The sequence below is a fragment of the Caulobacter sp. X genome, assembly GCF_002742635.1.
GTDB lineage: Bacteria > Pseudomonadota > Alphaproteobacteria > Caulobacterales > Caulobacteraceae > Caulobacter.
Genome location: NZ_PEGF01000001.1, coordinates 999,429 through 1,024,930, shown reverse-complemented (window position 1 = coordinate 1,024,930; position 25,502 = coordinate 999,429). Strand labels below are relative to the sequence as shown.

General features: G+C 67.0%; 30 protein-coding genes and 1 tRNA gene. 16 read left to right on the top strand and 15 right to left on the bottom strand.

Annotated elements, in window-relative coordinates; translation table 11 throughout:
• The first annotated feature begins 1 nt into the window (after position 1).
• The gene (locus CSW60_RS04700) at positions 2 to 976 is read left to right on the top strand and encodes an alpha/beta fold hydrolase (RefSeq protein ID WP_099536148.1); all 975 of its coding nucleotides are present in this window, start codon (positions 2 to 4) and stop codon (positions 974 to 976) included.
• Here CSW60_RS04700 and hisN read toward each other — a convergent pair.
• Positions 957 to 1,793 (bottom strand): histidinol-phosphatase, encoded by an 837-nt coding sequence (gene hisN / locus CSW60_RS04695; protein WP_099536147.1) that lies wholly within the window; start codon positions 1,791 to 1,793, stop codon positions 957 to 959. The two genes, CSW60_RS04700 and hisN, sit on opposite strands and share 20 nt — an antisense overlap.
• Before the next feature lie 69 nt (positions 1,794 to 1,862).
• A complete protein-coding gene (locus CSW60_RS04690) occupies positions 1,863 to 2,246 on the bottom strand; it encodes a helix-turn-helix domain-containing protein (RefSeq protein ID WP_099536146.1) in 384 nt (127 codons plus the stop codon).
• Positions 2,247 to 2,357: 111 nt separating this feature from the next.
• Between CSW60_RS04690 and CSW60_RS04685 the strand changes: the two genes are divergently transcribed.
• Positions 2,358 to 3,302, top strand: coding sequence for a lysophospholipid acyltransferase family protein (locus tag CSW60_RS04685; RefSeq protein WP_099536145.1), 945 nt, complete (start codon positions 2,358 to 2,360; stop codon positions 3,300 to 3,302).
• On the opposite strand, the gene CSW60_RS04680 is transcribed toward CSW60_RS04685, so the two are convergent.
• From CSW60_RS04680 to gcrA, 4 genes are all read right to left on the bottom strand, one after another.
• Positions 3,299 to 3,826, bottom strand: coding sequence for a response regulator (locus tag CSW60_RS04680; protein WP_099536144.1), 528 nt, complete (start codon positions 3,824 to 3,826; stop codon positions 3,299 to 3,301). The two genes, CSW60_RS04685 and CSW60_RS04680, sit on opposite strands and share 4 nt — an antisense overlap.
• A gap of 210 nt (positions 3,827 to 4,036) precedes the next feature.
• Positions 4,037 to 4,249 carry a DUF2093 domain-containing protein gene (locus CSW60_RS04675; protein ID WP_099536143.1) on the bottom strand — a complete coding sequence of 71 codons (213 nt, stop codon included), beginning with the start codon at positions 4,247 to 4,249 and terminating at the stop codon, positions 4,037 to 4,039.
• A gap of 28 nt (positions 4,250 to 4,277) precedes the next feature.
• On the bottom strand, positions 4,278 to 5,801 hold the full coding sequence (xseA, locus tag CSW60_RS04670; RefSeq protein ID WP_099536142.1) for an exodeoxyribonuclease VII large subunit: 1,524 nt from the start codon (positions 5,799 to 5,801) through the stop codon (positions 4,278 to 4,280).
• Between the two features lie 92 nt (positions 5,802 to 5,893).
• A complete protein-coding gene (gcrA, locus tag CSW60_RS04665) occupies positions 5,894 to 6,415 on the bottom strand; it encodes a cell cycle sigma 70 cofactor GcrA (protein ID WP_099536141.1) in 522 nt (173 codons plus the stop codon).
• Positions 6,416 to 6,653: 238 nt separating this feature from the next.
• Here gcrA and CSW60_RS04660 point away from each other — a divergent pair, with 238 nt between their 5' ends.
• The 6 genes from CSW60_RS04660 to CSW60_RS04635 all read left to right on the top strand — a co-directional run bounded on the left by CSW60_RS04660 (position 6,654) and on the right by CSW60_RS04635 (position 12,240).
• Positions 6,654 to 7,475, top strand: coding sequence for an ABC transporter permease (locus CSW60_RS04660; RefSeq protein WP_099536140.1), 822 nt, complete (start codon positions 6,654 to 6,656; stop codon positions 7,473 to 7,475).
• A 95-nt stretch (positions 7,476 to 7,570) separates the two neighbouring features.
• Positions 7,571 to 8,227, top strand: a complete 657-nt coding sequence (locus CSW60_RS24290; protein ID WP_099536139.1) for a TetR/AcrR family transcriptional regulator — start codon at positions 7,571 to 7,573, stop codon at positions 8,225 to 8,227.
• A 5-nt stretch (positions 8,228 to 8,232) separates the two neighbouring features.
• Positions 8,233 to 8,751 carry a hypothetical protein gene (locus tag CSW60_RS04650; protein WP_099536138.1) on the top strand — a complete coding sequence of 173 codons (519 nt, stop codon included), beginning with the start codon at positions 8,233 to 8,235 and terminating at the stop codon, positions 8,749 to 8,751.
• 154 nt (positions 8,752 to 8,905) lie between these two features.
• The gene (locus CSW60_RS04645; protein ID WP_099536137.1) at positions 8,906 to 10,123 is read left to right on the top strand and encodes an aspartate aminotransferase family protein; all 1,218 of its coding nucleotides are present in this window, start codon (positions 8,906 to 8,908) and stop codon (positions 10,121 to 10,123) included.
• Between the two features lie 65 nt (positions 10,124 to 10,188).
• Entirely contained in the window at positions 10,189 to 11,133 is a 945-nt protein-coding gene (gene argF / locus CSW60_RS04640) for an ornithine carbamoyltransferase (protein WP_099536136.1), read from the top strand.
• Between the two features lie 195 nt (positions 11,134 to 11,328).
• Positions 11,329 to 12,240, top strand: coding sequence for an Hsp33 family molecular chaperone (locus CSW60_RS04635; protein WP_099536135.1), 912 nt, complete (start codon positions 11,329 to 11,331; stop codon positions 12,238 to 12,240).
• A gap of 44 nt (positions 12,241 to 12,284) precedes the next feature.
• On the opposite strand, the gene CSW60_RS04630 is transcribed toward CSW60_RS04635, so the two are convergent.
• From CSW60_RS04630 to metZ, 6 genes are all read right to left on the bottom strand, one after another.
• Positions 12,285 to 13,265, bottom strand: coding sequence for a DUF4347 domain-containing protein (locus CSW60_RS04630; RefSeq protein WP_099536134.1), 981 nt, complete (start codon positions 13,263 to 13,265; stop codon positions 12,285 to 12,287).
• Between the two features lie 134 nt (positions 13,266 to 13,399).
• Entirely contained in the window at positions 13,400 to 14,062 is a 663-nt protein-coding gene (locus CSW60_RS04625) for a hypothetical protein (RefSeq protein ID WP_099536133.1), read from the bottom strand.
• A gap of 177 nt (positions 14,063 to 14,239) precedes the next feature.
• Positions 14,240 to 14,578 carry a helix-turn-helix domain-containing protein gene (locus CSW60_RS04620; protein ID WP_099536132.1) on the bottom strand — a complete coding sequence of 113 codons (339 nt, stop codon included), beginning with the start codon at positions 14,576 to 14,578 and terminating at the stop codon, positions 14,240 to 14,242.
• Positions 14,579 to 14,844: 266 nt separating this feature from the next.
• Positions 14,845 to 15,507, bottom strand: a complete 663-nt coding sequence (locus tag CSW60_RS04615) for a hypothetical protein (protein ID WP_099536131.1) — start codon at positions 15,505 to 15,507, stop codon at positions 14,845 to 14,847.
• A gap of 200 nt (positions 15,508 to 15,707) precedes the next feature.
• Complete coding sequence (gene apaG, locus CSW60_RS04610; protein ID WP_099536130.1) at positions 15,708 to 16,172, bottom strand: Co2+/Mg2+ efflux protein ApaG; 465 nt, start codon at positions 16,170 to 16,172, stop codon at positions 15,708 to 15,710.
• Entirely contained in the window at positions 16,153 to 17,337 is a 1,185-nt protein-coding gene (gene metZ / locus CSW60_RS04605) for an O-succinylhomoserine sulfhydrylase (protein ID WP_099536129.1), read from the bottom strand. The genes apaG and metZ overlap by 20 nt, the downstream gene beginning before the upstream one ends.
• Before the next feature lie 166 nt (positions 17,338 to 17,503).
• Here metZ and CSW60_RS04600 point away from each other — a divergent pair, with 166 nt between their 5' ends.
• The 8 genes from CSW60_RS04600 (at position 17,504) to CSW60_RS04565 (ending at position 22,582) form a co-directional block, all read left to right on the top strand.
• A complete protein-coding gene (locus CSW60_RS04600) occupies positions 17,504 to 18,523 on the top strand; it encodes a 2'-deoxycytidine 5'-triphosphate deaminase (RefSeq protein WP_099536128.1) in 1,020 nt (339 codons plus the stop codon).
• A gap of 157 nt (positions 18,524 to 18,680) precedes the next feature.
• Positions 18,681 to 18,986 carry a hypothetical protein gene (locus CSW60_RS04595; RefSeq protein WP_099536127.1) on the top strand — a complete coding sequence of 102 codons (306 nt, stop codon included), beginning with the start codon at positions 18,681 to 18,683 and terminating at the stop codon, positions 18,984 to 18,986.
• A 117-nt stretch (positions 18,987 to 19,103) separates the two neighbouring features.
• Positions 19,104 to 19,364, top strand: a complete 261-nt coding sequence (locus CSW60_RS04590; protein ID WP_099536126.1) for a hypothetical protein — start codon at positions 19,104 to 19,106, stop codon at positions 19,362 to 19,364.
• 25 nt (positions 19,365 to 19,389) lie between these two features.
• Positions 19,390 to 19,827: a hypothetical protein gene (locus tag CSW60_RS04585; protein WP_099536125.1), complete on the top strand. Its 438-nt coding sequence runs from the start codon at positions 19,390 to 19,392 to the stop codon at positions 19,825 to 19,827.
• A gap of 23 nt (positions 19,828 to 19,850) precedes the next feature.
• The gene (locus CSW60_RS04580) at positions 19,851 to 20,435 is read left to right on the top strand and encodes a hypothetical protein (protein WP_099536124.1); all 585 of its coding nucleotides are present in this window, start codon (positions 19,851 to 19,853) and stop codon (positions 20,433 to 20,435) included.
• On the top strand, positions 20,432 to 20,626 hold the full coding sequence (locus CSW60_RS04575; RefSeq protein ID WP_099536123.1) for a helix-turn-helix transcriptional regulator: 195 nt from the start codon (positions 20,432 to 20,434) through the stop codon (positions 20,624 to 20,626). Before CSW60_RS04580 ends, CSW60_RS04575 begins: the two co-directional genes overlap by 4 nt.
• A 107-nt stretch (positions 20,627 to 20,733) precedes the next feature.
• Complete coding sequence (locus CSW60_RS04570) at positions 20,734 to 21,621, top strand: alpha/beta fold hydrolase (RefSeq protein ID WP_099536122.1); 888 nt, start codon at positions 20,734 to 20,736, stop codon at positions 21,619 to 21,621.
• Positions 21,622 to 21,691: 70 nt separating this feature from the next.
• Entirely contained in the window at positions 21,692 to 22,582 is an 891-nt protein-coding gene (locus tag CSW60_RS04565) for a TraB/GumN family protein (RefSeq protein ID WP_099536121.1), read from the top strand.
• Between the two features lie 33 nt (positions 22,583 to 22,615).
• On the opposite strand, the gene CSW60_RS04560 is transcribed toward CSW60_RS04565, so the two are convergent.
• The 3 genes from CSW60_RS04560 to CSW60_RS04550 form a co-directional block, all read right to left on the bottom strand.
• Positions 22,616 to 23,224, bottom strand: a complete 609-nt coding sequence (locus tag CSW60_RS04560; RefSeq protein ID WP_099536120.1) for an HD domain-containing protein — start codon at positions 23,222 to 23,224, stop codon at positions 22,616 to 22,618.
• A gap of 77 nt (positions 23,225 to 23,301) precedes the next feature.
• Positions 23,302 to 23,376: transfer RNA gene (locus CSW60_RS04555), tRNA-Gly, on the bottom strand.
• A 72-nt stretch (positions 23,377 to 23,448) separates the two neighbouring features.
• Entirely contained in the window at positions 23,449 to 25,206 is a 1,758-nt protein-coding gene (locus CSW60_RS04550; protein ID WP_236634212.1) for an ATP-binding protein, read from the bottom strand.
• Positions 25,207 to 25,502 lie beyond the last annotated feature (296 nt).

Below are 25,502 nucleotides of genomic sequence, written 5' to 3'. Positions count from 1 at the left end.
TATGACGGAACCGGCCTATCTGGTCTCGACACTCGAGGCCCCGGTTCCAGACCAAGGCAAGGCTGAATGGTTCCGCGGCGCGGAGGGGACAACCCTCCGCGCCGCGATCTTTTTCCCGACCGGTCCGGCGCGCGGAACGGTGGTGCTCAGCCCCGGCCGCACCGAGCCGATCGAGAAGTATTTCGAGGTCGTCGAAGACCTGCTGACGCGCGGCTTCGCGGTCTTGACGCACGACTGGCGAGGGCAGGGGCTCTCGGCCCGCAGTCTGCCCGACCGGCTGAAGGGCCACGCGCGCGGCTACCAGCCTTTTCTGAACGACTACAAGGCGCTGCTCGACGCGTTCGAGGCGCGGCTGCCCAAGCCCTGGATCGCCATGGGCCACTCGATGGGCGGCTGTCTGACCTTGCTGGCTCTGGCCAAGGGGGAGCGGCGCTTTTCGGCCTGCGTCCTGTCAGCCCCGATGCTGGGGATCAATACGGGCGCCGTGCCCCCCTTGGCCGCCAAGGCCTTGTCGTGGACGTTATCCCGCTTCGGCTTCGCGGGCCGCTATGTCAGCGCCGCCTACGATCCCCTGACCCAGACCTTCGAGGTCGAAAAGCTTACGCACGATCGCGCGCGCTACGACCGCTATCGCGCCCAACTGAAGGCCGATCCGCGGATCGCCCTGGGCGGCGTGACCTGGGGCTGGCTGGATTTCGCGGTGTCGGCCTGCGCTTGGCTGGCGCGGCGGGGCGCGGTCGAGAGCCTCGATATTCCGGTCACGATCGTCGCCGCCGAACTGGACGATCGCGTGCTCAACCCCGCCCTGAAAGCGATCGCAGAGCGCTTATCGCAGGGGCGCTACATCGAAGTCCCTGGCGCGTTCCACGAGATCCTGATCGAGACCGATCCCCGCCGGGCGGTCTTCTGGAAGGCGTTCGACGAAACGGTCGACGGGACAGCGACCGTCGGCGCGCCTATTTCGCCGAGCGCTTGAGGCTGACCAGGGCCTCGTCCAGCGGGCGACGGTCGCCCGAGATCACCATCTGACCGCCGTTCGGGCCGATTGTCTCGCCGCGCCAGTTGGTGACCATGCCGCCGGCGGCCTCGACGACGGGGATGGCGGCCTCGATGTCCCACGACTTCAGACCCGCCTCGATGACCATGTCCATCTTGCCCATGGCGACCATGGCGTAGGCGTAGGCGTCGCAGCCCAGGCGGGCCAGCTTGGCCGCCGCGCGCACCTGCAGCCACGCGCCGCGCTCGGCCCCATCGAAGCAGGCGTCGGGATCGGTGGTGGCGATCACCGCGTCGTTCAGATTGGCGCACTCACGCACGCGGATCGGCGCGGTTTCGCCCCGCGCGATCAGGCGCGCGCCGCCGGCGTGGCCGATGAACAGCTCGTCGGTGAAGGGCTGGCCGATCGAGCCCAGCACCGGGCGACCGTCGTGACGCAGGCCAATCAGGGTGGTCCACAGCGGCAGGCCCGAGATGAAGGCGCGCGTGCCGTCGATCGGGTCCAGCACCCAGACGAACTCGGCGTCGGGACGATCCTCGCCATATTCCTCGCCGATCACGCCGTGTTCGGGGTAGCGCTCGGCGATCAGCTTGCGAATCGCGGCCTCGGCGCCGCGGTCGGCCTCGGTCACCGGATCGAAGGCCCCGTGCGTGTCACGCGGCAGGTTCTTGCCCGCGCCCTTGTCTTCCAAGCCGTGATCCGCCCGAAACAGCGGGAGGATGGCGGCCGCCGAGGCCTTGTTCAGGTCGATGACGAAGGCGTCGAGCGCCGCGAGCCGATCAGCGGAAAGAGTCATGCGCGCGGGTTTAGCTTTCCAGCCGTCGCAGCGCCACGCCTTTCCGCGCGTGTCGGTTGCGCGGACGCGTTAGGCTTCCGCCAGCTCGCCGCCATGCAGCGACTTGGCGAGGTCCAGGAGACGTCGACGCGGGCGTTCGCCCAGCAGGTAGTAGGCGCGGACCAGGTCCAGCGTCTCCTTGCGCGCGAACATCTCGCCGCTCTCGGCCGCCTCGCCGACCATCTCGCGCCGGATCGCCGAGAGGCCGTCGTAGAAGTAGCCGACCGGCACCTCCAGGGCCTCGGCCAGCTGCCAAAGCCGCGCCGCCGAGATGCGATTGGCGCCGCACTCGTACTTCTGGATCTGTTGGAAGCGCACGCCGACCGTTTCGGCCAACTGCTGCTGCGTCAGACCCAGCAGACGGCGACGCCGACGCAGGCGCTTGCCCAGGTGGACGTCGATGTCGTTACCCATGAAACTCTAGCCCCCTTAACCTTGCCTCGTACCGAAACGGAACGAGATGCCCCGCGAGCCGCAAATCGCGTGCCGTTGCGCGAAGCGGCCGGCCAAGCCTACTAAGGGCGCATGTCTGATAAGCGTCGGCCTTGGGTGCAGGATCTGCTGTGGCGGTTGGAAGCCTTGGGCTTCGACCTCTTCATCGGGGCCGTGCGCCTGATGGGCGTGGATCGCGCCTCGGATTTCGGCGGCTGGCTGGGCAAGACCTTTGGGCCGATGAGCGGCGCGCACAAGGTCGCCACGCGCAATCTCAAGCTCGCCTTCCCTGAGAAGGACGCCGCCTGGCACGCTCGGATCCTGGATGAGCAGTGGGAGGGCCTGGGGCGCTCGTTCGCCGAGTTCCCGCTGATGGACAAGATCCTGCCGTCCACCGGCCGGGTCGAGGTCGTGGGCAAGGAGCGCCTGGAAGAGATCGCCCGCGAGAAGATCCCGGTCGTCTTCGTCTCGGGCCACCTGTCGAACTGGGAGGTCATGCCGGCCGCCATCGTCGACAGCGGCGTGATCTGCGAGATGACCTATCGCGCGGCCAACAACCCCTATGTCGACAAGCGCATCAAGGACAGTCGCTTCCGCTATGGCGTGCGCCTGTTCGCGCCCAAGGGCGGCGATGGCGCGCGCGAGCTGCTGGAAGGCATGAAGGAGGGGCGCTCGGTCGCCCTGATGAACGACCAGAAGTTCAACAGCGGCGTGGCGGCGCCGTTCTTCGGCCATGACGCCCGCACCGCGCCGGGGCCGACGCGCCTGGCGATCCGCTTCGGCACGGTCCTGCAGCCCATGTCGGTTCAGCGCCTGAAGGGCGCCCGCTTCCGGGCGGTGGTGCATGAGCCGATCGTGCCGCCCAAGACCGGCGACCGCACGGCCGACATCGAGGCCGGCGTGCGGATGATCAACGCCTTCATGGAAGACCGCATCCGCGAGCGGCCGGCCGAGTGGTTCTGGGTCCACCGTCGCTGGCCGAACGAGGTCTACGCCGCCCTGGCCGAGCGCGAGCGGGCCGCCGGGCCGACGACCTAGATCTCGACCGTGTCGCCGGGCGTTTCGCCCGAATCCGCTTCGCCGGCCCGGCGGAAGGGGCCCTTGTGCGACGGGTCGTTTCGGCGTCGCCGGCACGGGCCGAAATAGTCCGGCGAGCGGATGAACGGCCGCGGGTGGAAGATCACCGTGTTGATCCGGTCCAGCAGGGACCGAGCGGTGACCGGCTTGACCACGATCTCGGTGACCCCGGAGTCTCGGGCTTCGAACACGCGGTGGCGCTCGGCGAAGCCGGTCAGCATGATGATCGGCAGGAACGGATCGACGCTGTCGTCCGCATTGCGGACCAGATGGGTGAATTGCACGCCGTCCAGGGGGCTCATTTTGAAGTCGACGATCGCGATGTCCGGGCGCCAGTCCCGCAAGACCTGCAGCGCCTCGGCGCCGTCCATGGCTTCCCGGATCTGCCGCGCGCCCACGCCCTTCAGGATCGTCGAGACGATCGACCGAATATGCTGGTTGTCGTCCACCAGCAGGAAACGCAGCTTTTCAAACGCCGCCGGCATTCGCTAGCCGCCTCCTTAAGGATCTCGCGGGAAAGGCCAGACGAAGATCGCCTTGGCGACCTAACGTTCCGGTGAGGTCGGCATTGCTAACGAATGATTTAAGCTCAAGCTAGACACGAATAACGCGAACCAGGATTCCGGAAGTCTGGCCGAATGTCGTCGGATGGGCTTTGGGGACGTGGAATAGACACCACGGGGCGACGCGAGCTCTCAGCCTTGCCAGCGCTTGAGAGCCTCGACCGCGCCGGCATAGGCCTCCTGGTGCTCGGGGCTCCAGTAGCGCAGGGCGTCCAGCGGGATTTTCGCATTGGTGACGGCGCACAACACGAAGCGGCCGGGCGAGAGCACGGCGTATTCGCCGTCGCCATAATGCAGGACGGCCAGGTCGTCGGGCTTACCGAGATCACGATCGAAAGCGTTCATGGTCCATACTCTACGCCAGAGCGGCGCTTCAGAACAGGTCGCCTTGTTCGGTCGACGGTGTGACCGGCTTGGGGCGAGGCTTAGGCGTCGGGGCGGGGGCGGGCGTCGGGGCGGGGGGCGCGCCCTCATTCCCGATCACCGCTTCGCGCTCGCCGTCGGCGAACTGCAGGGCCACTTGGTCCCCGAAGGCCAAGGCGGCGGCCGAGCGGATGATCGTCCCGTCGGCCTTGCGGACCAGCGCGAAGCCCAGCTCCAGCGGTCGGCGTGGGTTTAGCGACAGGCGAAGCTTGTCGAGGTTGGCCAGCTGGTCCTCGGCGCGAGTCAAGCGGCGCTCGGCGGCGGAACCAAGACGGGCCCACAGCAGCGGCAGGCGGGCGTGGTCCCGGACGCGGTCCACCGAGCGGGTCCCGCAAGCGTTCAGGCGACGGCCCAGGTCGGCGAGCCGATCGGCCTTGGCGGCGTGCTGGCGGCGCAGAGCGTCCGGCGTCAGGCGCGCGGTGACCTTCAGAAGGTCCTGGGCGTGGACGGTGGTGTTGCGGTGCAGGGCCGCGTCCAGCCGGCCCGAGGCGATGTCGAAGCGCTGCTGGGCAAGCGCCAGCAGGTCGTTGGGACGCGGCAGGCCGCGCGCGGCGCTGGTCAGGCGCGTGCGGCGCTCCTCGATGACGCGCGCGCCGCAGCGGTTGAGGCGGCGGTCGAAGTCCGAGATCAGCGCCCGCAGCTCGGCCAGCACCGGCGTCGCCATCTCGGCGGCGGCGGTGGGCGTGGGCGCGCGGCGGTCCGAAACGAAGTCGATCAAGGTGGTGTCGGTCTCGTGGCCGACGGCCGAGATCAGCGGGATCGTGCTCTCGGCCACCGTGCGGGCCAGGGCCTCGTCGTTGAAGGCCCACAGGTCCTCGACCGAGCCGCCGCCCCGGGCGACGATCAGGATGTCGGGGCGGGGAATGGGGCCGCCGGGCTGGATGGCGTTGAAGCCCCGTATCGCCGCGCTGACCTGCGCGGCGGCGGCGTCGCCCTGCACCACGACCGGCCAGACCAGCACCTGGCAGGGCCAGCGGTCGCGGATGCGGTGCAGGATGTCGCGGATGACCGCGCCGGTCGGGCTGGTGATCACGCCGACCACGGCCGGCATCGAGGGCAGGGGTCGCTTGCGCTCGGGGGAGAACAGACCCTCGGCCGCCAGCTTGGCCTTCAGCCGCTCGAGCTGGGCCAGCAGGGCGCCGACGCCGGCGGCCTCCATGCTGTCGATGACGATCTGGTAGCGCGAGCCGGCTGGATAGGTGGTGATCTTGCCGGTGACGATCACTTCAAGCCCGTGCTCGGGCCGCACGCCCAGGCCCCGGACATTGCCCTTCCAGACGACGCCGTCGATGGCGGCCTTGTCGTCCTTGATGGTCAGATAGACATGGCCGTTGGAGTGATGGGTGACCTTGGAGAGCTCGCCGCGCAGCCGCACGAAGCCGTAGCGGTCCTCCAGCGTCCGCTTGAGGGCGAAGGCCAGTTCGGAGACCGAGTAGGGCGGGGCGTTGGAATCGTTCGGCGCGAGGTCCGTCATGCGCCTTATCTAGAGGTTTCCCCCGAAACGGAAAATCCCGGGCAGTCGCAAGACTGCCCGGGACCCGCCGCTCTGAGAGACTTTTGTTCTTCTTAGATGTAGCGGCGAAGCGAGCGAGCGAGCTCGGTGGCGCCGCCCTTCTTCTTCGTTTGCTGCGGCTGGTAGGCCACGCGGGCGTGTTCGACGCAGTAGGGCAGGCCGTCCGAGGCGCGGCGGCCGCAGAAGGTGAAGCCTTCGGACGACGGATCGCCAATCGGCCACTTGCACATGTGCGCGCCCAGGGTCAGCACGGTGGCCGAGCCCGGCTCCTCGTGCCGGAAGGCCGGCAGCGGCGCCGGCGCGGCGGTCACGGGCATCGACGGCGCCTCGATCGGCGTCACGCGACGCGGGGCCGACGGCATGGCCTGGGCGGCCGGACGCGCGGGACGCGGGGCCTTGAAGGCTGGACGCGCCGGTTGAGAGGGCGCGGCGCGGCCCGACAGGCCGAGGCGGTGAACCTTGCCGATGACGGCGTTGCGCGTGACGCCGCCCAATTGCTTGGCGATCTGACTGGCCGACAGTCCGTCCAGCCACAGCTTCTTCAAGGTCGAGACCCGTTCGTCGGTCCAGCTCATAACCCGTCTCCGCCATCTAGAATGAGGAGAGGGCGTCCCCACGCCCATCACCCCATATCTGGTGATCGAACCGCCCCGCCGGCGGTCGTCCTACTACTAATCGTAAAGAATGCATTAAAACACACAATGGGCGCCAACGACTCTGTCCACAGAAACAAGATGTTGATTCACGCAAGCCCGAGCTTGCGAAAAGGGGGGCGAGGGCGCACATGGCCAAGCAGAACAACGGGTTGAGCGCATGAGAGACACCGCACAGAGCGTCATTCCGCCGCAGCCGCGCGACTATCACGGCTGGAACTGGAGCGGTTTCCTGACCCTCTATCAGCGCGAGATCCGCCGGTTCTGGAAGGTTGGCACACAGACGGTGGCCGCGCCGGTCGTCACGACTCTGCTCTACATGCTGGTCTTCGTGGTCGCGGTGGGCGCCAGCCGCCCGGCCGTCGGCGGCGTGACCTTCGGCCATTTCGTGGCCCCGGGCCTGATCATGATGGCCATCCTGAACAACGCCTTCGCCAATTCCTCGTCATCGCTGATCCAGGCCAAGATGATGGGCCTGACGCCCGATTTCCTGACCCCGCCGCTGTCGGCGCTGGAGCAGGTCTCGGCCTTCACTCTGGGGGCGGCGACGCGCGGGATCGTGGTCGGCGCGGTCACGGCGCTGGTCGTGGGCGTCCTGCCCGGCGCGGGGCTGTCGATCGTCCATCCCTGGGCGATCGTCTATTTCGGCGCGGTCGCGTCCCTGAGCCTGGGCCTCGCCGGCGTCGCCGCGGGTCTGTGGTCGGAGAAGTTCGACCAACTGGCGGCCGTGACCAACTTCCTGATCATGCCGATGACCTTCCTGTCGGGCACCTTCTACCTGGTGGACAAGCTGCCAGAGCCCTTCCGCTCGGCCAGCCACTTCAACCCGTTCTTCTATCTGATCGACGGCTTCCGCTACGGCTTCATCGGCCACGCCGACGGCTCGATCGCCATCGGGGTGGCCTCGACGGGTCTGATGACGGTGGCGCTTTTCCTGTGGTGCTGGCGGCTGTTCGTGACGGGCTATCGGCTGAAGAGCTGAGCCCAGTCTGATCGCCACCTTCGAAGCCCCGGTCCGCAAGGCCCGGGGCCTTTTCGTGTTGCGGCGTCATAATTAATGTAATACACACCTACATCATGTCGTCTGTTCGATCATACAATTCCGCGCTCCGCCGCGACCAAGCCGAAGCCACCCGCGAGCGCATCCTCGCGGCCATGGCCGCTCTGGTGGAGGAGGGGGATGGACAGGCGCCTACAAACCGCGCCGTCGCTGAGCGCGCCCAAGTGACCGAGGTCACGGTCTATCGCCACTTCCCCAGCCGCGAACTGCTGCTGAAGGGCCTGTGGGAGCATTTGAACCGCAAGGACGGCGTGCGGGTCGGCATGCCCGAAGGCCCGGCCGACCTGCAGGCCAAGATTGGGCCCTTGATGGCCAGCTTCGACGCCAATCCGGCCCAGATCGTCGCGCGGGTGACGACGCCGCAAGGGCGCGCGGCCCGCGCCAGCCTGGATCCCGAGCGCCGGGAGGCCTTCCTGGCGGTGGTGGCCCAAGCCGCGCCCGGCCTGCCCGAAGGCGAACAGGCCAAGGCGGCCGCCGTGCTGCAGCTTCTCTATTCGGCCTATTCCTGGCTTTCGCTGCGCGAGCAGTGGAACCTCACGGGCCAGCCCGCCGCCGACGCTCTGGGCTGGGCGACCGAAGTTCTGTTGACCGACCTAAGGTCCCGGGGCGCGGCGTCCATCGCTCCCGATCCCTTCGCCCAGTTCACTGAAAGCACATTACAGCCAGAAAGCTGACCGCCATGATCGCTCACATATCCATTCCCGCCCGCGACCCCCAAGCCACGGCCGAGGTCTTCGGCCGCATCATCGACGGCGAGGTCATGCCGTTTCCCGTGGTGGACGGCGCCTGGGTCGCCATCGCCCGGGACGGCTCGGGTCTTGGCGTCGAGGTCATGCCCGCCGCCGCCGCCCATCATCCCGGCCAGGGACAACCCGACGGGCGCGCCTCCAACGGCCCGTTCGTGATGCCGTGGGAAACCCAGATCCGCCAGGACGGCGCGCCCCAGGACGCCAGCGGCTTCCACGTAGCGATCACCACCAAGCTGTCGGTGGAGGAGATTTTGTCCATCGGCGCGGAGAAGCGCTGGCGGGCGGTGCACTGCGATCGCGGCGGCGCCTTCGATCTTGTGGAGCTGTGGATCGACAACCGTTTCCTGGTCGAAGTCCTGCCGCCCAAGGGCAGCGAGCGGTACCATGCGTTCTACACGCCGGAAGTCGCCGCCAAGATGTTCGCCGCTCCCATGCCCGAGGAGGTGTGACCCCGGAGCCAGAATTCGCCATATCGCCAGTATTTCAGGGGCTTTTTCACAGTCCGTTGATTGACACGACGGCGTTCCACGGCGACAACCTGCGGCCTTCCGGTCCCCATGCTCAGAGCGTGGGGGCTTCTTTCCTTTTAGGGAGGTCGGTCTCTTGAGCACCGCGTCGTCGTCCCCCACCTCGCAACACCACATCATGGGCGTCTACAATCGCGCCCCGCTGGCGTTCGAGCGAGGCCGAGGCGCGCGCCTGTTCTCGACCGACGGCGGCGAATATCTGGACTGCGTGGCGGGCATCGCCACCAACGGCCTGGGTCACGCCCATCCCGTGCTGGTCGAGGTTCTGAAGAACCAGGCCGAAAAGCTGTGGCACGTCTCGAACATCTACCGCATCCCCGAGCAGGAAGCCCTGGCTGACGCCATCTGCGCGGCCACCTTCGCCGACGTGGTGTTCTTCACCAACTCGGGCACCGAAGCGGTGGAATGCGCGCTGAAGACGGCCCGCAAGTATCACTCCGCCAACGGCCAGCCGGAGCGGATCGACATCTACGGCTTCGACGGCTCGTTCCATGGCCGGACCTATGCGGCGGTCAACGCCTCGGGCAATCCGAGCTATGTCGACGGCTTCGGCCCGCGCCTGCCGGGCTACAAGCAGCTGACCTTCGGCGACCACGAGGCCATCAAGGCCGCGATCGCCAGCCCGACCACGGCGGCGATCATCGTCGAGCCGGTGCAGGGCGAGGGCGGCGCGCGCGCCATCCCGACCCAGTGCCTGAAGGGCCTGCGCCAGATGTGCGACGAGCACGGCGTGCTGCTGATCTATGACGAAGTCCAATGCGGCATGGGCCGCACCGGCAAGCTCTTCGCCCACGAGTGGGCCGAGGGCGGCGAGCCGCACATCATGGCGGTCGCCAAGGCCCTGGGCGGCGGCTTCCCGATCGGCGCGTGCCTGGCCACGACCGAGGCGGCCAAGGGCATGACCGTGGCCGCGCACGGCTCGACCTTCGGCGGCAACCCGCTGGCCATGGCGGTCGGCAAGGCGGCCTTCGACCTGATCAACTCGCCCGAGACGCTGGACAACGTCAACGCCGTCGCCGGCTTCCTGACCCAGCAGCTGAACGGCCTGAAGGACCGCTTCCCGGACATCATCGTCGATATCCGCGGCAAGGGCCTGCTGATCGGGATCAAGCTGATCCCGAACAACCGCGAGTTCATGGTCCTGGCCCGTGACCAGCACCTGCTGGTCGCCGGCGGCGGCGACAATTGCGTGCGCCTGCTGCCGCCGCTGAACCTGACTGTCGAGGAAGCTCGCGAAGCCATCGCCAAGCTGGAAAAGGCTTGCGAGGCCGCGCGCGCCAAGGCCTCGGCCTGACACAACTCTGAACCTTTGAAATCGCCCGCTTCGGTCAGCCGGAGCGGGCGTGAGGGATTTGGCCCATGACCGCCCCCCGCCACTTCATCGACCTGTGGAAGCTGGACGGCGCGACGCTGCGCCTGCTGCTCGAGGACGCCAAGGCCCGCAAAACCGCCCGCAAGGGCTGGCCGCAAGGCAAGGTCGACGCCGACGCGCCGGCCAAGGACCGCGTGCTGTCGATGATCTTCCAGAAGAACTCGACCCGCACCCGCTTCTCGTTCGACGCCGCCATGCGCCAGCTGGGCGGCTCGGCGATTATCTCGACTTCGTCCGACATGCAGCTGGGCCGCGGCGAGACGATCGAGGACACCGCCAAGGTGCTGTCGCGCATGGTCGATGCGGTCATGATCCGCGCCAACAGCCACGCCGACGTCGAGCGCTTCGCTCAGGTCTCGACCGTGCCGGTGATCAACGGCCTGACCGACAAGAGCCACCCGTGCCAGATCATGGCTGACATCCTCACCATCGAGGAGCATCGCGGCGACATCGGCGGCAAGACGATCGCCTGGGTCGGCGACGGCAACAATGTCTGCTCCAGCTTCATCCACGCCGCGCCGCTGCTGGGTTTCGAGCTGAAGATCGCCTGTCCGGCGGTCTACCACGCCGACCTGCACGACCTGGCCCGCGCCGAGAGCCTTCAGGGCAAGGTCAGCATGACGACGGACCCCAAGGAGGCCGTCCGCGGCGCCGACGTCGTCGTGGCCGACACCTGGGTCTCGATGGGCGACACAGACCATGACGAGCGCCTGGCGGCGCTGGAGCCCTATCAGGTCGACGACAGGCTGATGGATCTCGCCAAGAGCGACGGCGTGTTCCTGCACTGCCTGCCGGCGCACCGGGGCGAGGAAGTCACGGACGCGGTGCTGGACGGTCCGCGCTCGCTGGTGTGGGACGAGGCCGAGAACCGCATCCACGCGCAGAAGTCGGTGCTGGCCTGGGCCTTCGGCGGATTGGCTAGGGAAGGGTAGGGCGCCGGCCAGCGCCCGGTTGGACTGCGCTGGCCGACTGCGCCGGCGCGTATGGGCAAAAGCGACGGCGGATCATTGGTGCGCCGACTCCCCAAGCGCGGCAATGCGGCAGGACGTCGCTTTCCCGAGATTGGGGAGAAGCGTCGGGCCCGCCCAGGCTCGCAATTTCCGAAAGACCCCTTATTTAACCGCCCCATGACCGACATCGCTTCCACTCCGGGCGTCCTCGACGACGTCGTTTCCGCGTTTCAGATCGAAGGGCTGCCCGTGCGCGGCCGCGTCGTGCGGCTGGGCCAGGCTGTTGACGAGGTGCTGACGCGCCACGCCTATCCCGAGCCCGTCGCCAACCTGCTGGGCGAGGCCTGCGCGCTCGCCGCCCTGGTCGGCTCCAGCCTGAAGTTCGAAGGCCGGCTGATCATCCAGGCCCAGGGCGACGGCCCGGTCCGCTATGTCGTGGTCGACTACGACACGTCGGGCGGCCTGCGGGGCTATTGCCGGTTCGATCCGGACGAGGTCGCGGCGGTGTCGGAAGGCTTCGCGCGGCCCGGCGCCAAGACCCTGCTGGGCGGCGGCGTGTTCATCATGACCTTGGACCAGGGGGCCGACATGGACCGCTACCAGGGCGTGACGCCCATCGAGGGCGAGACCCTGGCCCTGTGCGCCGAGCAGTACTTCGCCCAGTCCGAGCAGACCCCGACCCGTATCCGCTTGGCCGTTGGCCAGGTCGACACAGGCGAGGGGCCGCAATGGCGCGCCGGCGGCATCCTGATCCAGGTGATCGCGGGCGACCAGGCGCGCGGCGACACGCAGGAGGCTTGGCAGCATGTCACGGCGCTGTTCGAGACCACCGGCGAGGACGAGCTGATCGACCCCACGGTCACGACCCCGACCCTGCTGTGGCGCCTGTTCAACGAGGACGGCGTTCGTCTGCTGGACGAGAAGCCCCTGCGCGCCTTCTGCCGCTGCTCTGAGGACCGGATCGGCGTTGTGATGGACTCGTTCTCGGCCGAAGAGGTCGGGGAGATGATCGAGCCCGACGGCAAGATCCACGTGACCTGCGAGTACTGCTCGCGCGTCTACAAGCTGGACCCGCCGACGGCGGGTTGAGGCCAAGGAGCGGACGGCCAGCGCCATCCGCTCCCGTCGCGACCCTAGCTCAGCAGCTCCAACCACCGGCCCGTGGCGCGGTAGTGGATGTGCGGGTGATCATGGTCTTGCAGAAGGGTGTGGTTGAAGACCGAGAACACCTTTCGGACCGCCCGATCGCCAAAGCCGAACGTCAGGGTGAGGCTGGCCGTGAACAGAGCGGCGTGTTGACCTGGCGGCGTGAACGGCTTGTGCCAGTGAACTTCGCGCACGAGCTGGTCAAGGACATCGTCGCGCACATGGCTCACGCCCGTCCATGGATGCGGTTCGAAGGCCGCATGGCTCAACTGATCGAGGTTGGTGATGAGCACGTTCTCAAGGACGTGCAGCCGCACCTCGCGGCCGCCCGGCGTCACCTCGCCCTCCGCCACATCAGGCGGCTCGATCGAGCCAGGCGCTTGCTGGGGCGAGGCCATCTGCCATTGCGCGCCCTTCTCCAGTGAGAAATTTCCCGAGGGGTCGCAGTAGATCAGACCCGTGGGGGCGTAGACGTTGCAGCCCACGGTCTGGGCGAGCTCGTGCAGCAGCTGCGAGCCGGCGGCGCCGGCCCCAACGCTGCAGCCATAGAGGAACAGATTGTTCATCGTTCCTTGCAGGGGGCTGAACAGCGGATTCCAGATCGCATTGTTGGCGTGATTGATGTGCTGGTTGGGGGCGCCGAGCTGTTGGCCCGCGCCGGTGACGATGACGCCGCTGGCGCCATGGCCGACGATGCTGGCTGACTGGGCGGCCGGCTTCTTTCCGCCCAAGCAAGACGCCAGGCCGCCGGCCGCGGTCTGCACAGACGAATTGTTGCTCGAGGCCGGCGTGCCGGTCTTGGCGTAGCTCAGATAGAGGTCGGGACGGGTGGCGTCGATGGTCACGCAGCCCGACAGGGGCGCGGTCATCTTGGGCGACACGACGATCCCGCTTACCGGAGAGGATGGGGGGCTTGCGTTGGAGGCGTGCGTGATCGCATCGCCCGAAGGGGCGTTGGTGGTGGTCATGGATTGTCTTCCTGAGAAAAGGAGGCGCTGCGCGCGCGGGGGCTAAGGCGGGCCGCCGGCGGGGTTGGCGGCCCGCCCGCCGTTCGACGAGGGCGGAGGTGCGGTGGTGGGGCGGCGGTCCTCCGCCCGCGTCGTCAGCTGTATTTGACCGAGAAGGAGCCGTCGGCGCCTTGCGTCACGATCGCGGTGGTGAAGGGCGTGCCGGTGAAATCGATCAGCGCGTTGTTGTTCGACACGGTGGTCACGTCGATGATCGCGCCTTCGCTGAAGCTGCCGTCGGCGACGTAGAACTGCACGATCGGCGTCACGTTGTACTTCTCGTTCGGCGCGGCCTCGAAGGTCGCGATCGGCGACGGGATGCCGCTGCCGTTGTCGCTGGCCAGGCCGAAGACGAGATCGGCGGCCGGGGTGAAATCGGTCCCGGTGATGATTTCGAACGAACCGTTCTGCGCGCCGCCGGGGCTGGTCACCGGCAGGAAGCCGGTCGGCTGGCCGTTGGCTTCGCCGTAGACGAACGTGGTGCTGTCCTTGGTGTCCGTATTGACCTCGATCACGCCGCCGGAGTCGACCGTCGTGCCGGCGCTGACGCCCGGAGGCTGGGCCCAGTAGGCGAAGGTGGTCTCGGTGTACTTGACCGAGTCCCAGCCGCCGTTCGTGAGGTTGGGGAAAGTGCGCCAGGCGTTGGTGAAGATCGGCGTCGTGCCGCCATTGGCGGTGACCTGCGGCGGTTGAAGGAACACGACGTAGGACTTGTTGAGGGTCGACTGATTGTAGACCTTGATGGTGTAGGTGGCCATCTCGCTTGTTTCCTTGTGGGGCTTGAGTATTCGGAGGCGTATTTGGCCGATTGATTTGAATTCAATTGGCTGTCGGGGCTTGCCGAAAAGGAAAAGTCTATTGTCTTGGGGCTTCAGTAGATACGGTTGCTGGCTTGCGCCTAGAGCAATTGAGGGGGGCTCAAACTTGCCTTCAGCTCAAGGCTCGATCGGCTGGGACAGGTCTTCCAGGAAAGCCAGCAGATGGCTGGTCGCGCTGCGCCTCAGGCCGCGCATGACGCGCAAGAGCTCGAATTCCTCGGAGGCGAGGCTCTCGATGGTGTGGCTGTCCATTTGACCCCGTCCCAGCACCAGCCAGTCGAGCGAGATATCCAGCACCTCGGAGATGCGCGCCGCGTTTTCCAGCGACATCGGACCGTTCTTGCGCCAGCGACTGATGGCGCTCTCGTGCACGTCGAGGTCCAGCGCCAAGGCCATCATCTTGGAGATGCCGCGACCCTTGATGGCGCGGCTCAGGCGATCCCCCCTGGACTCCATCCCCAATCCACTCAACGGGCGGCCGGAGCCAAGCCCATCCCAAGCGAATGCCGTGATGCAACCTATGTCAGTATCAGTACAAAATATAGCCTAAGATTGTATGGGCGGGTAAGCGAGCTCGCCCCTGGCGACCCCGCGGGCAAGGCGACGGCGGCGAGAGTCCCGAATGGCGTGGGGGGGGGGGCCGCGAGCGCTTCATTCTTGGCGCGAAGCGCGCGGATGTGGGGGGGGGCAAAGAGCGCCCGCGTTAGCCGGCGCTCATCAGTTTAGCGGTATTTGACGGTGAAGACGCCATCGGCGGCTTGGGTTACGGTCGCGCTGGTGAACGATGCGCCGACGAAATCGACGACAGCGCTATTGTTCGATATCGCGGTCACGTCGAGGATCTCGCCCTCGGCATAGGCGCCATCGGCGACGTGGAAAACAGCTCCCATGGGCGTGACATTGTATTTCTCGTTGGGCGCGGCGGCGAAGGTCGCGATCGGAGCGGGAATGCCGCCGCCATTGTCGCTGGCCATGCCGAAGACAAGGCCATTGGCCGTAGTGAAATCGGTTCCGGTGATGATTTCGAAGGAGCCGTTCTGCGCTGCGCCCGGAAACGGCGGTTGGAAGCCGGTCGGCTGGCCGGAGGCTTCGCCATAGACGAACACGGTGCTGTCCCTCGTGACCGTATCCACGGGCATTACCCCTCCGGAGTCGATCGTCACGCCCGCGGTGACCCCAGGGGCGTGGGCCCAGTAGGCATAGGTGGTCTGGGTATAGGCGACGGAGTCCCAACCCCCATTCGTCAGATTGGGGAAGGTGCACCAAGCGTTCGTGTAGACCGGCGTCTGACCGCCATTGGAGGTGACCTGCGGCGGTTCCATGAACACGACGTAGGACTTGTTGAAATTCGATTGGTTGTAGATCTTAATCGTATAGGTCGTCACGGCTCGTCCTCCTTCATCGAGGCGGATGCGAGCGTGGCCTATCGGTTCTCCCAGCGGCGCTTGAGAGCGACAAGGTCTTGACGCTCACTGTGCCTCGGCAAAAATACAACCTAGATCAGTATTTTTTAAAAATATAGCCTAAAGCTGAGTTGGGCGACGCGCCGGCGACATTGCGGGCCAGTGACCAAGCGCGGCCCGTCTTAGTTCACCTTCAGCGCCGCGCCGGGCAGGTGTAGCGAGAACTCGGGGATTTCGGCGTCGAACAGTTCGCCGTCCTCGGTGACCATCTGATAGCTCCCGCGCATCGCGCCGGAGGGCGTGGGCAGGGGGCAGCTGGAGATGTAGCGGAAGGCCTCGCGGGGCTTCAGTTCCGGCTGTTCGCCGACCACGCCTGAGCCTTCGACCTCGTTCACGCGATTGAGGCCGTCGATGATCGTCCAGCGGCGAGAGACCAGGGTGACGGTCTCGCCGCCATGGTTCTCGATCTCCACCGTGTACGACCACAGATAGACGCCTTCCTCGGGCGAGGAGTCCTCGGCCGCATAGGTCGGGAAGACGCGCACGACGATATCGCGGGTGCGCGCCTCATAGCTGCTCGCGGCCTGGCCGCGCCGCCGGCGCATCCGCTGCATCGGCGGGGAGGTTTCACGCCTGATCGAGCGCACGGGTCACGTCTCGCGTCAGGTCGGCCAGGCTTTCCAGGCCCACGGACAGGCGCACGCCGCCCTCGGTCACGCCCAGCAGCGGGCGCTCCGCTTCGGGCACCGAGCGGTGGGTGGTGGTCGGCGGATGGGTCGCCATCGACTTGGCGTCGCCCAGGTTGTTGGAGATGTCGACGATTTCCAGCGCGTTCAGGAAGCGGAACGCCGCCTCGCGCGTGCCGAGGTCCAGCGCGATCACCGTGCCGCCGCCGCTCATCTGCTTCTTGGCGATCTCATAGCCCGGATGGTCCTCGCGGAACGGGTAGAGGACGGTCTGGACCTTCTTGTGCTCGGCCATGACGTCGGCCAGCGCCGCGGCGGTCTCGGCCTGGCGGCGGACGCGCAGATCCAGGGTCTCGAGACCCTTCAGCATCACCCAGGCGTTGAACGGCGACAGGGCGGGGCCGGTGTGGCGCAGGCTGTCGCGGTAGAATTCCTCGTTGATCGCCTCGCTGGTCAGGATCGCTCCGCCCAGCACCCGGCCCTGACCGTCGATGTGCTTGGTGGCCGAATAGACCACCACGTCGGCGCCCAGCTGCAGCGGCTGCTGGAAGATCGGGGTGGCGAAGACGTTGTCGACGATGACCTTGGCGCCGACGGCGTGGGCCATTTCGGACACGGCGGCGATGTCGGTGATCTCAAGCACCGGGTTCGAGGGGGTCTCGATCAGCACGGCCTTGGTGTTCGGGCGGATCGCCGCTTCCCAGGCCTTCAGGTCCGTGGCGTCGACGAAGGTGGTCTCGACGCCAAAGCGCGGCAGCCACTCGGCGACGATCCAGCGGCACGAGCCGAACAGGGCGCGGCCGGCCACCACGTGGTCGCCGGCGCGAACCAGACCCATCAGCGCGGCGTGGATCGAGGCCATGCCCGTCGCCTGGGCGCGGCACACCTCGGCGCCTTCCAGCAGGGCCAGGCGATCCTCGAACATCTTCACGGTCGGATTGTTGAACCGCGAATAGACGAAGCCCGGCTCGTCGCCGGCGAAGCGGCGGTCGGCGCCCTCGGCGCTGTCGTAGGTGAAGCCTTGCGTCAGGTAGAGGGCCTCGGCCGTCTCCATGAACTGCGAGCGCGCGATCCCACCGCGGATCAATTTCGTCGCGACATCCCAGTCTTTCGGATCTTCGGCCACCGCCTTGCCTCCTACGCGTAAAACGCCGGCATAAGGAGGGGGAGGGGACGCTGGGTCAAGCCACAACACCGCCCGCGAGGCGGAAGAATTGTCACGCTTGGCCTGTCGATTGTCTCATTGCGTCCGAGCCTTGCCTTTGCGGCCCGGTTTGGCGAGTGTCGCGCCGATGACCGACGCACACGCCGCGGGGATTCTTCCCTGCCAAACGATCGAGGACCTGATCGCCGAGGAGGCGATCACCTCCGCCACGCCGTTCGACAAGGATCAGGTGCAGCCCGCCAGCCTGGACCTGCGCCTAGGCGCGCGCGCCTGGCGGATCCGCGCCTCGTTCCTGCCGGGCCTGCATCGTCGCGTGCCCGAGCGTCTGAAGGACGTGGCCATGCACGAGCTGGACCTGACCAAAGGCGCGGTGCTGGAAAAGGGCTGCGTCTACATCGCCGAGATCCAGGAGCGCCTGGCGCTGCCGGGCAATGTCTCGGCGCGCGGCAATCCCAAGAGCTCGACCGGCCGGGTGGACGTCTTCGTGCGCCTGCTGACCGACCACAGCCGCGCCTTCGACGACGTCGACGCGGGCTATGAGGGGCCGCTCTATATCGAGATCGCGCCGCAGACCTTCTCGGTGCTGGTGCGCGCCGGCACGCGGCTGAACCAGCTGCGCCTGAAGCGCGGCGAGCCGGCCAAGCTGTCGATCCGCAGCGTCGGCGTCGACTTGACCACCGGCATTGTCGGTTTCCGGGGCCGTCGCCATGCCGGCGTCGTCGACCTGGACCACGAGGACGGTCACGATCCGCGCGACTTCTGGGAGCCGCTGGAGGCTCGTCATGGCGAGCTGCTGCTGGATCCGGGCGAGTTCTACATCCTGGCCAGCAAGGACGACATCGAGATCCCGGTGATGGAAGCGGCCGAGATGACGCCGATCGACCCGTCGGTCGGCGAATTCCGCGTCCACTACGCCGGCTTCTTCGATCCCGGTTTCGGCACCGATGAGGCGCTGGCGCGGGGTTCGAAGGGCGTGCTGGAGGTGCGCAGCCACGAGACGCCGTTCCTGCTGGAGGATGGCCAGACGGTGGCGCGGCTCGTCTACGAGCCCCTGACGGCCCGTCCCGCGCGGCTCTATGGCGAGGGCGGATCGCACTACCAGCGCCAGGGCCTGAAGCTCTCCAAGCACTTCAAAGTCTGGTCCTGAAGACGACGCCGAGCCTGTCGCAGGGCCGCCGCGCGGCAACGCGCCGCACTACATCTAGTGGACAGTGCGTGTTGTTGCACAAATCCTGGTCTCGTCCTCGCGGGCGGTGATCTTCTGAGTCGCCGGGCGCGGAGGATGGAAGATCACGGAGGCCCAGTTGGCCCGTCATGCTCAAGACCCGTTCCTGGTCCTTCAAAGTCGCGTCGACGCCTGGGAGCGCTGCGCGCGCATCCCGGGCTGCGACAAGGCGATCTGGCGACAGGACGCCCAGGGGCGCGTGATCCGCTGGTCCGACTTTGGCGATCGCTTCTCGCGCTATGGCTGGGAAGTCGTCAGTCGAACGCGCCCCGGCGTGTTGGGGCGCGCCCTGGCCGTCAAACGCCTCGAGGCGGTGCATTGGCGCGGCGTTATGGGCGGCGAGCCCATCGTTCGTGATCCCTTTCTGGACCAACGCGCCGCCTGAAAACATCAAGCCTGTCCGTCATTTAGTCTTGTTTGCATGACAAAATGACAAGACTGCTTGACATGAATTCGTCTTTGCATGACAAACATCCTTGTCATTTCGACGAGGAGGCTTGTCATGAAGAAGATCGCCCAGCGCACACCCGTCAGCCGCACGGATAAGCTGGCCATGGGCATGGCCGCCAGCTCTGGCGCCATCGTCACCGCCGTCTGCGCCGCGCGCGACATGGGTGGTCCGATCCTGGCGACCGCCGTCGGCGTGGGTCTGGCCGCGCTCGCCGCGATCGTGCTCTTCGTCTTCCGCGATCGTTCGCCCGCGCCGGAGGCTGAAACGCCTGCGGAGCAGGACGGCGCCGTCGAAGCGCTGGCCGCCCTTTAGTCGTAAGCGGATAGGGGGTTCATCGATGAGCGAACACATCAACCGACAGACGCGTCGCCAGGCGGTCGCGCTGCGGGGCTTGCTTGGGGCGTTCCTGGTCGGCGCGGTTTGCGGCGCCGGCTACTACGTCGTCAGGGACATGGGTCTGACGATCCCGCCCGCCATGATCGGCGCCATCCTGGTCGTGCTGATCGTGCTGGGCTCGGTCACCAGCCTCGCCTATTGGCGCAACATCGACGAGGCGGCGCGCGAAGCCCACAAGTTCGCGTGGATGTGGGGCGGTTCGACCGCGATGGCTCTGGTGCTGCCGATCCCATTCCTGATCGGCGACGCCCGCCTTGTTTCGCTGATGGGTCAGCACGCGCCGGCCGAATGGGTCGCGATTGGCGTCGTGGGCCTCATCACCGTGCAACTCGTTGGCTACGGCTTGGCCTGGGCCGGCTGGTGGCTGCGTCAGCGCTAATTCCAAATCGAAAGGAGGCCGTCATGGCCCAGTCTATGCCGACCTGGTCCAAGTGGGCCCTGTTCGCCGCCGGCGCGGTCGCTTTGTCCGCCATTCCGTTCTGGCTGGCCTTCTCCCACGTGTTGAAGGGCCTGGCGCTGCCGATCGCGCTGTTCGCCTGGTTCGTCGTCTACCTGGCCTATGTCTTCTTCGGCACGGCCAGGCTGAAGGCGGGGCGGATCGGTCCGGTGATGAAACGGTACCGTCGGCGGCTGTCGGTGGCCCTGATGAGCTACTGCCTGGTTCTGATGGGCTCGATCTATCTGCTGCATCGCGTGGACCTGTCGGGGCCGTTGCTGTGGCTGGTCGCCGCCGCGCCCGCTGTTCCGATCCTCGGCGTGCTGGTCGTCATGGGCCTCTATCTCAAGGAAGAGCCCGACGAATTCGAACGCGCCGTGCATGTCGAGGCGATGATCTGGGGGCTGGGCGTCGTGCTGGCGGTGACCACCGTCTGGGGCTTCCTCAGCAACGCCGATGTGGTTCCCGCGCCGCCGCTGTTCCTGGTCTTCCCGCTGTTCTGCCTGGCCTGGGGCTTCAGCCAGCCCTTCATCCGGAGGCGGTACCAATGAAGAACCGCCTGAAGGTCCTCCGCGCCGAGCGGGACTGGAGCCAGGCCGATCTCGCCGACCGGCTCGAAGTGTCCCGCCAGACCGTCAACGCTCTGGAGACGGGCAAGTACGATCCCAGCCTGCCGCTGGCCTTCAAGATCGCTCGGCTGTTCGAGCAGCCCATCGAGGCCATCTTCCAGGACGAGGCCTAGGGCCTCGTCCGCCCGGGGCCCTTAGCCCCGACCCATCCTTTCAATCCGCACCGCTCGGCGCTTGTCGCCGAACCCTTGCGCATGCCCCGTTTCCCAAGGAGAGCACGATGCAAAAGCTGATGCCCCGCGCCCATCTGTTCGCCGTCATCATGGCGATCCTGGCCGCGCTCGGCGTGTTTGGCGGCCGCGCCAGCGCCGCCGATCGAATGACCGTCACCGTCACGGGCAAGGGCCCCGATGTCGTGCTGATCCCCGGCCTGGCCTCGTCCGCCGCCGTCTGGGACGCGACCGTCAAACAGCTCTCGACCTCGCATCGCGTCCACGTCGTGCAGGTGGCGGGCTTCGCCGGCGCGCCGGTCGCCGGCAACGCCGAAGGTCCGGTGGTCGAGCCCCTGGTCGAGGCCGTCGACGCCTACATCAAGGCCAACCACCTGAAGTCGCCGGCGGTGATCGGCCACTCGATGGGCGGCTTCACCGGCCTGCTGCTGGCTGAGCGTCACCCGGAGGACGTCGGCCGGCTGATGATTGTCGACAGCCTGCCGTTCTTCTCGCTGCTGTTTTCGCCGACCGCTACGCCCGACAGCGTCAAGCCGCAGGCCGCGGCGATGCGCGACGCCACGATCGCCATGAGCGCCGAAGCCTTCGCCAGCCAGCAGGCCATGGCCGCGCCGCGCTACGCGAAGTCCCCCGAGGGCCAGGCGCTGATGCTGGCCTGGTCCAAGGCCTCGTCGCAATCGGTCGTCGGCCGGGCGATGTACGACCTGCTGACCACCGACGCCCGCCCGGGCCTTGGCGGCGTCAAGGCGCCGACGACCCTGCTCTATCCCTTTGACCCGGCCGCCGGCGCGCCTGTGGCGATGATCGAGAAGATCTACGCCGACGCCTATGCCGGCCTGCCGGGCGTCTCCCTCAAGCGCGTCGACGACAGCCGCCACTTCATCATGCTGGACCAGCCCAAGGCTTTCGCCGAGGCGGTCGAGACCTTCCTCCGATAGTTCCCGCGGCGATCGGACCTTGCCGTCGCCGCAAACCCATCCAACCCTCAATCCATCCCTAGGAGTGACCATGCTTCGAGACCTGAACCGCCACGCCCGCCGCCTTTGCACGGGCCTGATCTCCGCCATCGCCCTGGCCGTCGCCGGACCGGTCCTGGCCGAACCCGCCCTGTGGGCGATCAAGGACAAGGACTCGACGATCTACCTGTTCGGCACGATCCACATCCTCAAGCCCGACACCCAATGGCGTTCGGCCAAGATCGATCAGGCCTTCAAGAGCAGCGGCGAGCTGACGCTGGAGATCGTGGGCGGCGACGACCCCGCGGTGATGCAGCCTCTGGTGCTGAAGTACGGCCTGGATCCGGCGAAGCCCCTGTCCAGCAAGATCGGCCCGGAGGCCTTCAAGCACGCGGCGGAGCTGGCCCAGGGCGGCGGCGTGCCGCCTCAGGCCCTGGAGTCGATGCGGCCCTGGCTGGCGGCCGTGTCGCTGTCGATGGCGCCGGTGATCAAGGCCGGCTACGACCCTCGCAGCGGCGTGGAGCAGGTGCTGGTCAAGGCGGCGACCGAGACCGGCAAGGCCAAGAACGGCCTCGAGACCCCCGAGCAGCAGATCCGCTTCTTCGCCGACCTGCCGCCCAAGACCGAGGCCGACTTCTTGCGCTCGACCCTGGACGACGTCGATGAGGGGGTGGCCAAGATCGACAAGATGGTCGCCGCCTGGGCCGCCGGCGACGTCAGCGAGCTGGAGAAACAGTTCGTCGCCGAGATGAAGGGCGAATATCCCGAGCTCTACGATCTGCTGCTGGTCAAGCGCAATCAGGATTGGGCTAGCCAGCTGAAGACCAAGCTCGCCGGATCGGGCGTCAGCTTCGTCGCGGTCGGCTCTGGCCACCTCGTGGGCCCCGACAGCGTCCAGGTCCAGCTGGCCAAGCTGGGGATCAAGGCCGAACGGATCGAGTAGGACCTTGGCGGCCCTTCCGAAAGGGAGGGCCGTTTACTCCGCCGCCCGCGAGGGCATGTAGATCGACCGCTTGGGCGTCGTCATCACCCGCCCCAGCATCGGCTCGAACGCCTCCAGCGGCATTGACTGGAAGTTCGGATCGAAGGCTTCCTGGTCGTACACGTGGCAGAACTTGGCCGTGTACTCGAAGTCCGGATGGCCCCGGAACTGGTCGCGCAGGTTCCGGTCCAGACCCAGGTGGTGGAAGAAATAGTAGCCTTGGAAGATCGCGTGGTGCGCCACCATCCAGTGGTTCCGCTCCGACACGAAAGGCTGCAGGATCGCCGCGGCGATGTCGGCGTGATTGCGCGGACCCAGGATGTCGCCGATGTCGTGCAGCAGGGCGCAGACGACATATTCCTCGTCCTCGCCGGCTTGGTGGGCGCGGGTGGCGGTCTGCAGGCTGTGCTCCAGCCGGTCGATGGCGAAGCCGCCGCAATCGCCCTTCAGCAGGTTCAGATGCGCGATCAGGCGCTTGGGCAGGTCGCGACCGAACTCCATCGAGGCGTTGGCGATAATCGCCCAGTCCTCGGCCGTGCCATCGACCATGGCGTGGAACTTGGCCCGATCATGGGCGTGCGGATCGACCGCGCCGTCGGCCATGGCGTTTCTCCCCAAACGTCTGTTTGAGGTGATCGTGCGCCCGAAGCCGGCGAGCGTCAACGCGATGAGGGAAACCTTGGAGCGGGCGGGGGGAATCGAACCCCCGACATTCAGCTTGGGAAGCTGACGTTCTACCTCTGAACTACGCCCGCCAAAGGGACGCTCCGTTTAGCCCGGCTCGGGGCGCTACTCAAGCGTCGGCGCGATCTGATTTCGCCGGAACGTCAGGTCTCGGACGTCTCGCCGCCGACGCAGCGGGCCAGCATCTCGGCCAGGGCGCTGACTTCGATCGGCTTGGGCAGAACATCATCCATGCCGGCGGCGTGGTAGCCGGCGGTTTCCTGTTCCATCAGGCTGGCGGTCACCGCCACGATCGGCACGCGCGGCCGTCCCAGGCGGCCTTCTTCCCGACGAATGGCGCGGGTGGCTTCCACGCCGTCCATCACCGGCATGTGGACGTCCATGAAGATCGCGTCCCAAGGCTGACTCCGCCAGGCCTCCACCGCTTCGCGACCATCGGCGGCGAAGCCGCAGGCGATGCCGAACGGCTCGACCAGGGCGGCGATGATCTCGCGGTTCATGGCGTTGTCGTCGACGACCAGCAGGGTGGGATGTTCCTCATCCTCGGCGCGCGGACCCGGCGCGCGTTGCGGCGTCTCGGCGATGGTCGGGCAGGGGATGCGCAGACTGAAGGTCGATCCGCGACCGGGCCGCGAGGAGGCCGACATATCGCCGCCCATCTTGGCGACCAGGCCTTGGCAGAGCGCCAGACCCAGGCCGATGCCGCCCGCCGCGCGCTTGGTCGAGTCGTCGATCTGGCTGAAGCGCTCGAAGATCACCGCCATTTTTTCGGGCGCGACGCCGTCGCCGGTGTCGCTGACCTCGATCCGCAGGTCATCGCCCGCGCCGCTGATCCGGCAATCGACGCCGCCCTCATGGGTGAACTTCAAGGCGTTGTCGATCAGGACGCTGATCACCTGGCGCAGGCGGTCAATGTCGCCGAGCCTGCTCTCGCCCTGGCCCGCCTCGAGTTGCATGGTCAAGCGCAGGCCGCGCGCCTCGGCCGTCGGCCGATGAAGATTGTCCAGCGATTGCGCCAGGGCGGTCAGCTGGAACGGCCGAGGCTTCAGCTGCAGTTCGCCGTCGTCCAGCTGGCAAAGATCCAGCACGTCGTCGATCATCATGCGCAGCCGTCGGGCGGCGCCCTTCATCTCCACCACCTGTTCGCGCTGCTTCCTGTTGAGCGAGGAGCGGGCCAGGATCTGTCCCAGGCCGAGGATGGCGTTCAGCGGCGTGCGCATCTCGTGACTGACCGTGGCCAGGAAGCGTGACTTGGCCTCGTTGGCGCTTTGAGCGCGCTCGGTGGCTTCCTGCAATTGGCGGGTGCGCAGCGCGACCCGGGCCTCCAGCTCCTGGTTCAGGCTATTGAGATCGTGGCTGCGGCGCGCCAGGGCCTCGACCAGGTCGCGGTTCTGGTCGCGCAGCTGGACGGAGTCGACCAGCAGGGCGTGGTTGTTGCGATGGCCCGCCAGCATGACCAGCCAGAACGCGACGCCCAGCAAGCCCAAGGCGCGATCAGGGCCGATTAGCAGAGCCGCGGACGCTGGCAGCAGGATCAGCGAGATATAGATTCGTCCCGTCGCCTTCATCGGCGACAGGACGCCGGTGGCGCCGCCAGCCAAGGCCGACAACACCACGATGATCACGAAGCGCGTACGCTGGCTGTCTATGGGAAAGCGCGCCCAAGCCAGCAGGGCCCACAAGGCGGCGCTGATCAGCAGGCCGGCGGAGAAGGCGAGGACGATCTGGTCCAGGTGGCGCGCGAGCGGGCCGCCCTTCAACGCCGAAGCCAGCAGGCGATCCACAACCACGCGCGCGGCCAGGACGGCCAGGGTCGCCGTGAGCCACATCCAGTACACCGGCCGTTCGGACGGCAAGGTGGCCAGGGTCACGCCGATCGCGGCCGCGGCTTGCACAGCCATCGTCGCGACGCTGTTGCGCGACGCCTGCCGAACAAGGGCCAAGGTGAGGGGATTGTCGCGGATGCTCGAACGTCCTCGCGCCATGACCATGGCTATCTAGATGTTACGACATAGGGTTGCTGGAAACTATGCGTCGGCCCTGTCGCCGAGTCATCGCGTCGGCCTCGCGACAAAGCGCCGCGCAAGACGGCGAACACCTTGGAAACCATAAGCTTTCCCGTCTCCGAAACCCTATGCGCAATGGGCTTTGCGGCCTGGTCATCACTGGTAACGCTACCTTAGATGGAGCCGGCCAG

Excerpts from the sequence above, each read along its gene's own strand:
- CSW60_RS04700 (WP_099536148.1), top strand. The coding sequence starts at position 2 with ATGACGGAACCGGCCTATCTGGTCTCGACACTCGAGGCCCCGGTTCCA.
- hisN (WP_099536147.1), bottom strand. The coding sequence starts at position 1,793 with ATGACTCTTTCCGCTGATCGGCTCGCGGCGCTCGACGCCTTCGTCATC.
- CSW60_RS04690 (WP_099536146.1), bottom strand. The coding sequence starts at position 2,246 with ATGGGTAACGACATCGACGTCCACCTGGGCAAGCGCCTGCGTCGGCGT.
- CSW60_RS04685 (WP_099536145.1), top strand. The coding sequence starts at position 2,358 with ATGTCTGATAAGCGTCGGCCTTGGGTGCAGGATCTGCTGTGGCGGTTG.
- CSW60_RS04680 (WP_099536144.1), bottom strand. The coding sequence starts at position 3,826 with ATGCCGGCGGCGTTTGAAAAGCTGCGTTTCCTGCTGGTGGACGACAAC.
- CSW60_RS04675 (WP_099536143.1), bottom strand. The coding sequence starts at position 4,249 with ATGAACGCTTTCGATCGTGATCTCGGTAAGCCCGACGACCTGGCCGTC.
- xseA (WP_099536142.1), bottom strand. The coding sequence starts at position 5,801 with ATGACGGACCTCGCGCCGAACGATTCCAACGCCCCGCCCTACTCGGTC.
- gcrA (WP_099536141.1), bottom strand. The coding sequence starts at position 6,415 with ATGAGCTGGACCGACGAACGGGTCTCGACCTTGAAGAAGCTGTGGCTG.
- CSW60_RS04660 (WP_099536140.1), top strand. The coding sequence starts at position 6,654 with ATGAGAGACACCGCACAGAGCGTCATTCCGCCGCAGCCGCGCGACTAT.
- CSW60_RS24290 (WP_099536139.1), top strand. The coding sequence starts at position 7,571 with ATGTCGTCTGTTCGATCATACAATTCCGCGCTCCGCCGCGACCAAGCC.
- CSW60_RS04650 (WP_099536138.1), top strand. The coding sequence starts at position 8,233 with ATGATCGCTCACATATCCATTCCCGCCCGCGACCCCCAAGCCACGGCC.
- argF (WP_099536136.1), top strand. The coding sequence starts at position 10,189 with ATGACCGCCCCCCGCCACTTCATCGACCTGTGGAAGCTGGACGGCGCG.
- CSW60_RS04635 (WP_099536135.1), top strand. The coding sequence starts at position 11,329 with ATGACCGACATCGCTTCCACTCCGGGCGTCCTCGACGACGTCGTTTCC.
- CSW60_RS04630 (WP_099536134.1), bottom strand. The coding sequence starts at position 13,265 with ATGACCACCACCAACGCCCCTTCGGGCGATGCGATCACGCACGCCTCC.
- CSW60_RS04625 (WP_099536133.1), bottom strand. The coding sequence starts at position 14,062 with ATGGCCACCTACACCATCAAGGTCTACAATCAGTCGACCCTCAACAAG.
- CSW60_RS04620 (WP_099536132.1), bottom strand. The coding sequence starts at position 14,578 with ATGGAGTCCAGGGGGGATCGCCTGAGCCGCGCCATCAAGGGTCGCGGC.
- CSW60_RS04600 (WP_099536128.1), top strand. The coding sequence starts at position 17,504 with ATGACCGACGCACACGCCGCGGGGATTCTTCCCTGCCAAACGATCGAG.
- CSW60_RS04590 (WP_099536126.1), top strand. The coding sequence starts at position 19,104 with ATGAAGAAGATCGCCCAGCGCACACCCGTCAGCCGCACGGATAAGCTG.
- CSW60_RS04585 (WP_099536125.1), top strand. The coding sequence starts at position 19,390 with ATGAGCGAACACATCAACCGACAGACGCGTCGCCAGGCGGTCGCGCTG.
- CSW60_RS04580 (WP_099536124.1), top strand. The coding sequence starts at position 19,851 with ATGGCCCAGTCTATGCCGACCTGGTCCAAGTGGGCCCTGTTCGCCGCC.
- CSW60_RS04575 (WP_099536123.1), top strand. The coding sequence starts at position 20,432 with ATGAAGAACCGCCTGAAGGTCCTCCGCGCCGAGCGGGACTGGAGCCAG.
- CSW60_RS04570 (WP_099536122.1), top strand. The coding sequence starts at position 20,734 with ATGCAAAAGCTGATGCCCCGCGCCCATCTGTTCGCCGTCATCATGGCG.
- CSW60_RS04565 (WP_099536121.1), top strand. The coding sequence starts at position 21,692 with ATGCTTCGAGACCTGAACCGCCACGCCCGCCGCCTTTGCACGGGCCTG.
- CSW60_RS04560 (WP_099536120.1), bottom strand. The coding sequence starts at position 23,224 with ATGGCCGACGGCGCGGTCGATCCGCACGCCCATGATCGGGCCAAGTTC.
- CSW60_RS04550 (WP_236634212.1), bottom strand. The coding sequence starts at position 25,206 with ATGGCTGTGCAAGCCGCGGCCGCGATCGGCGTGACCCTGGCCACCTTG.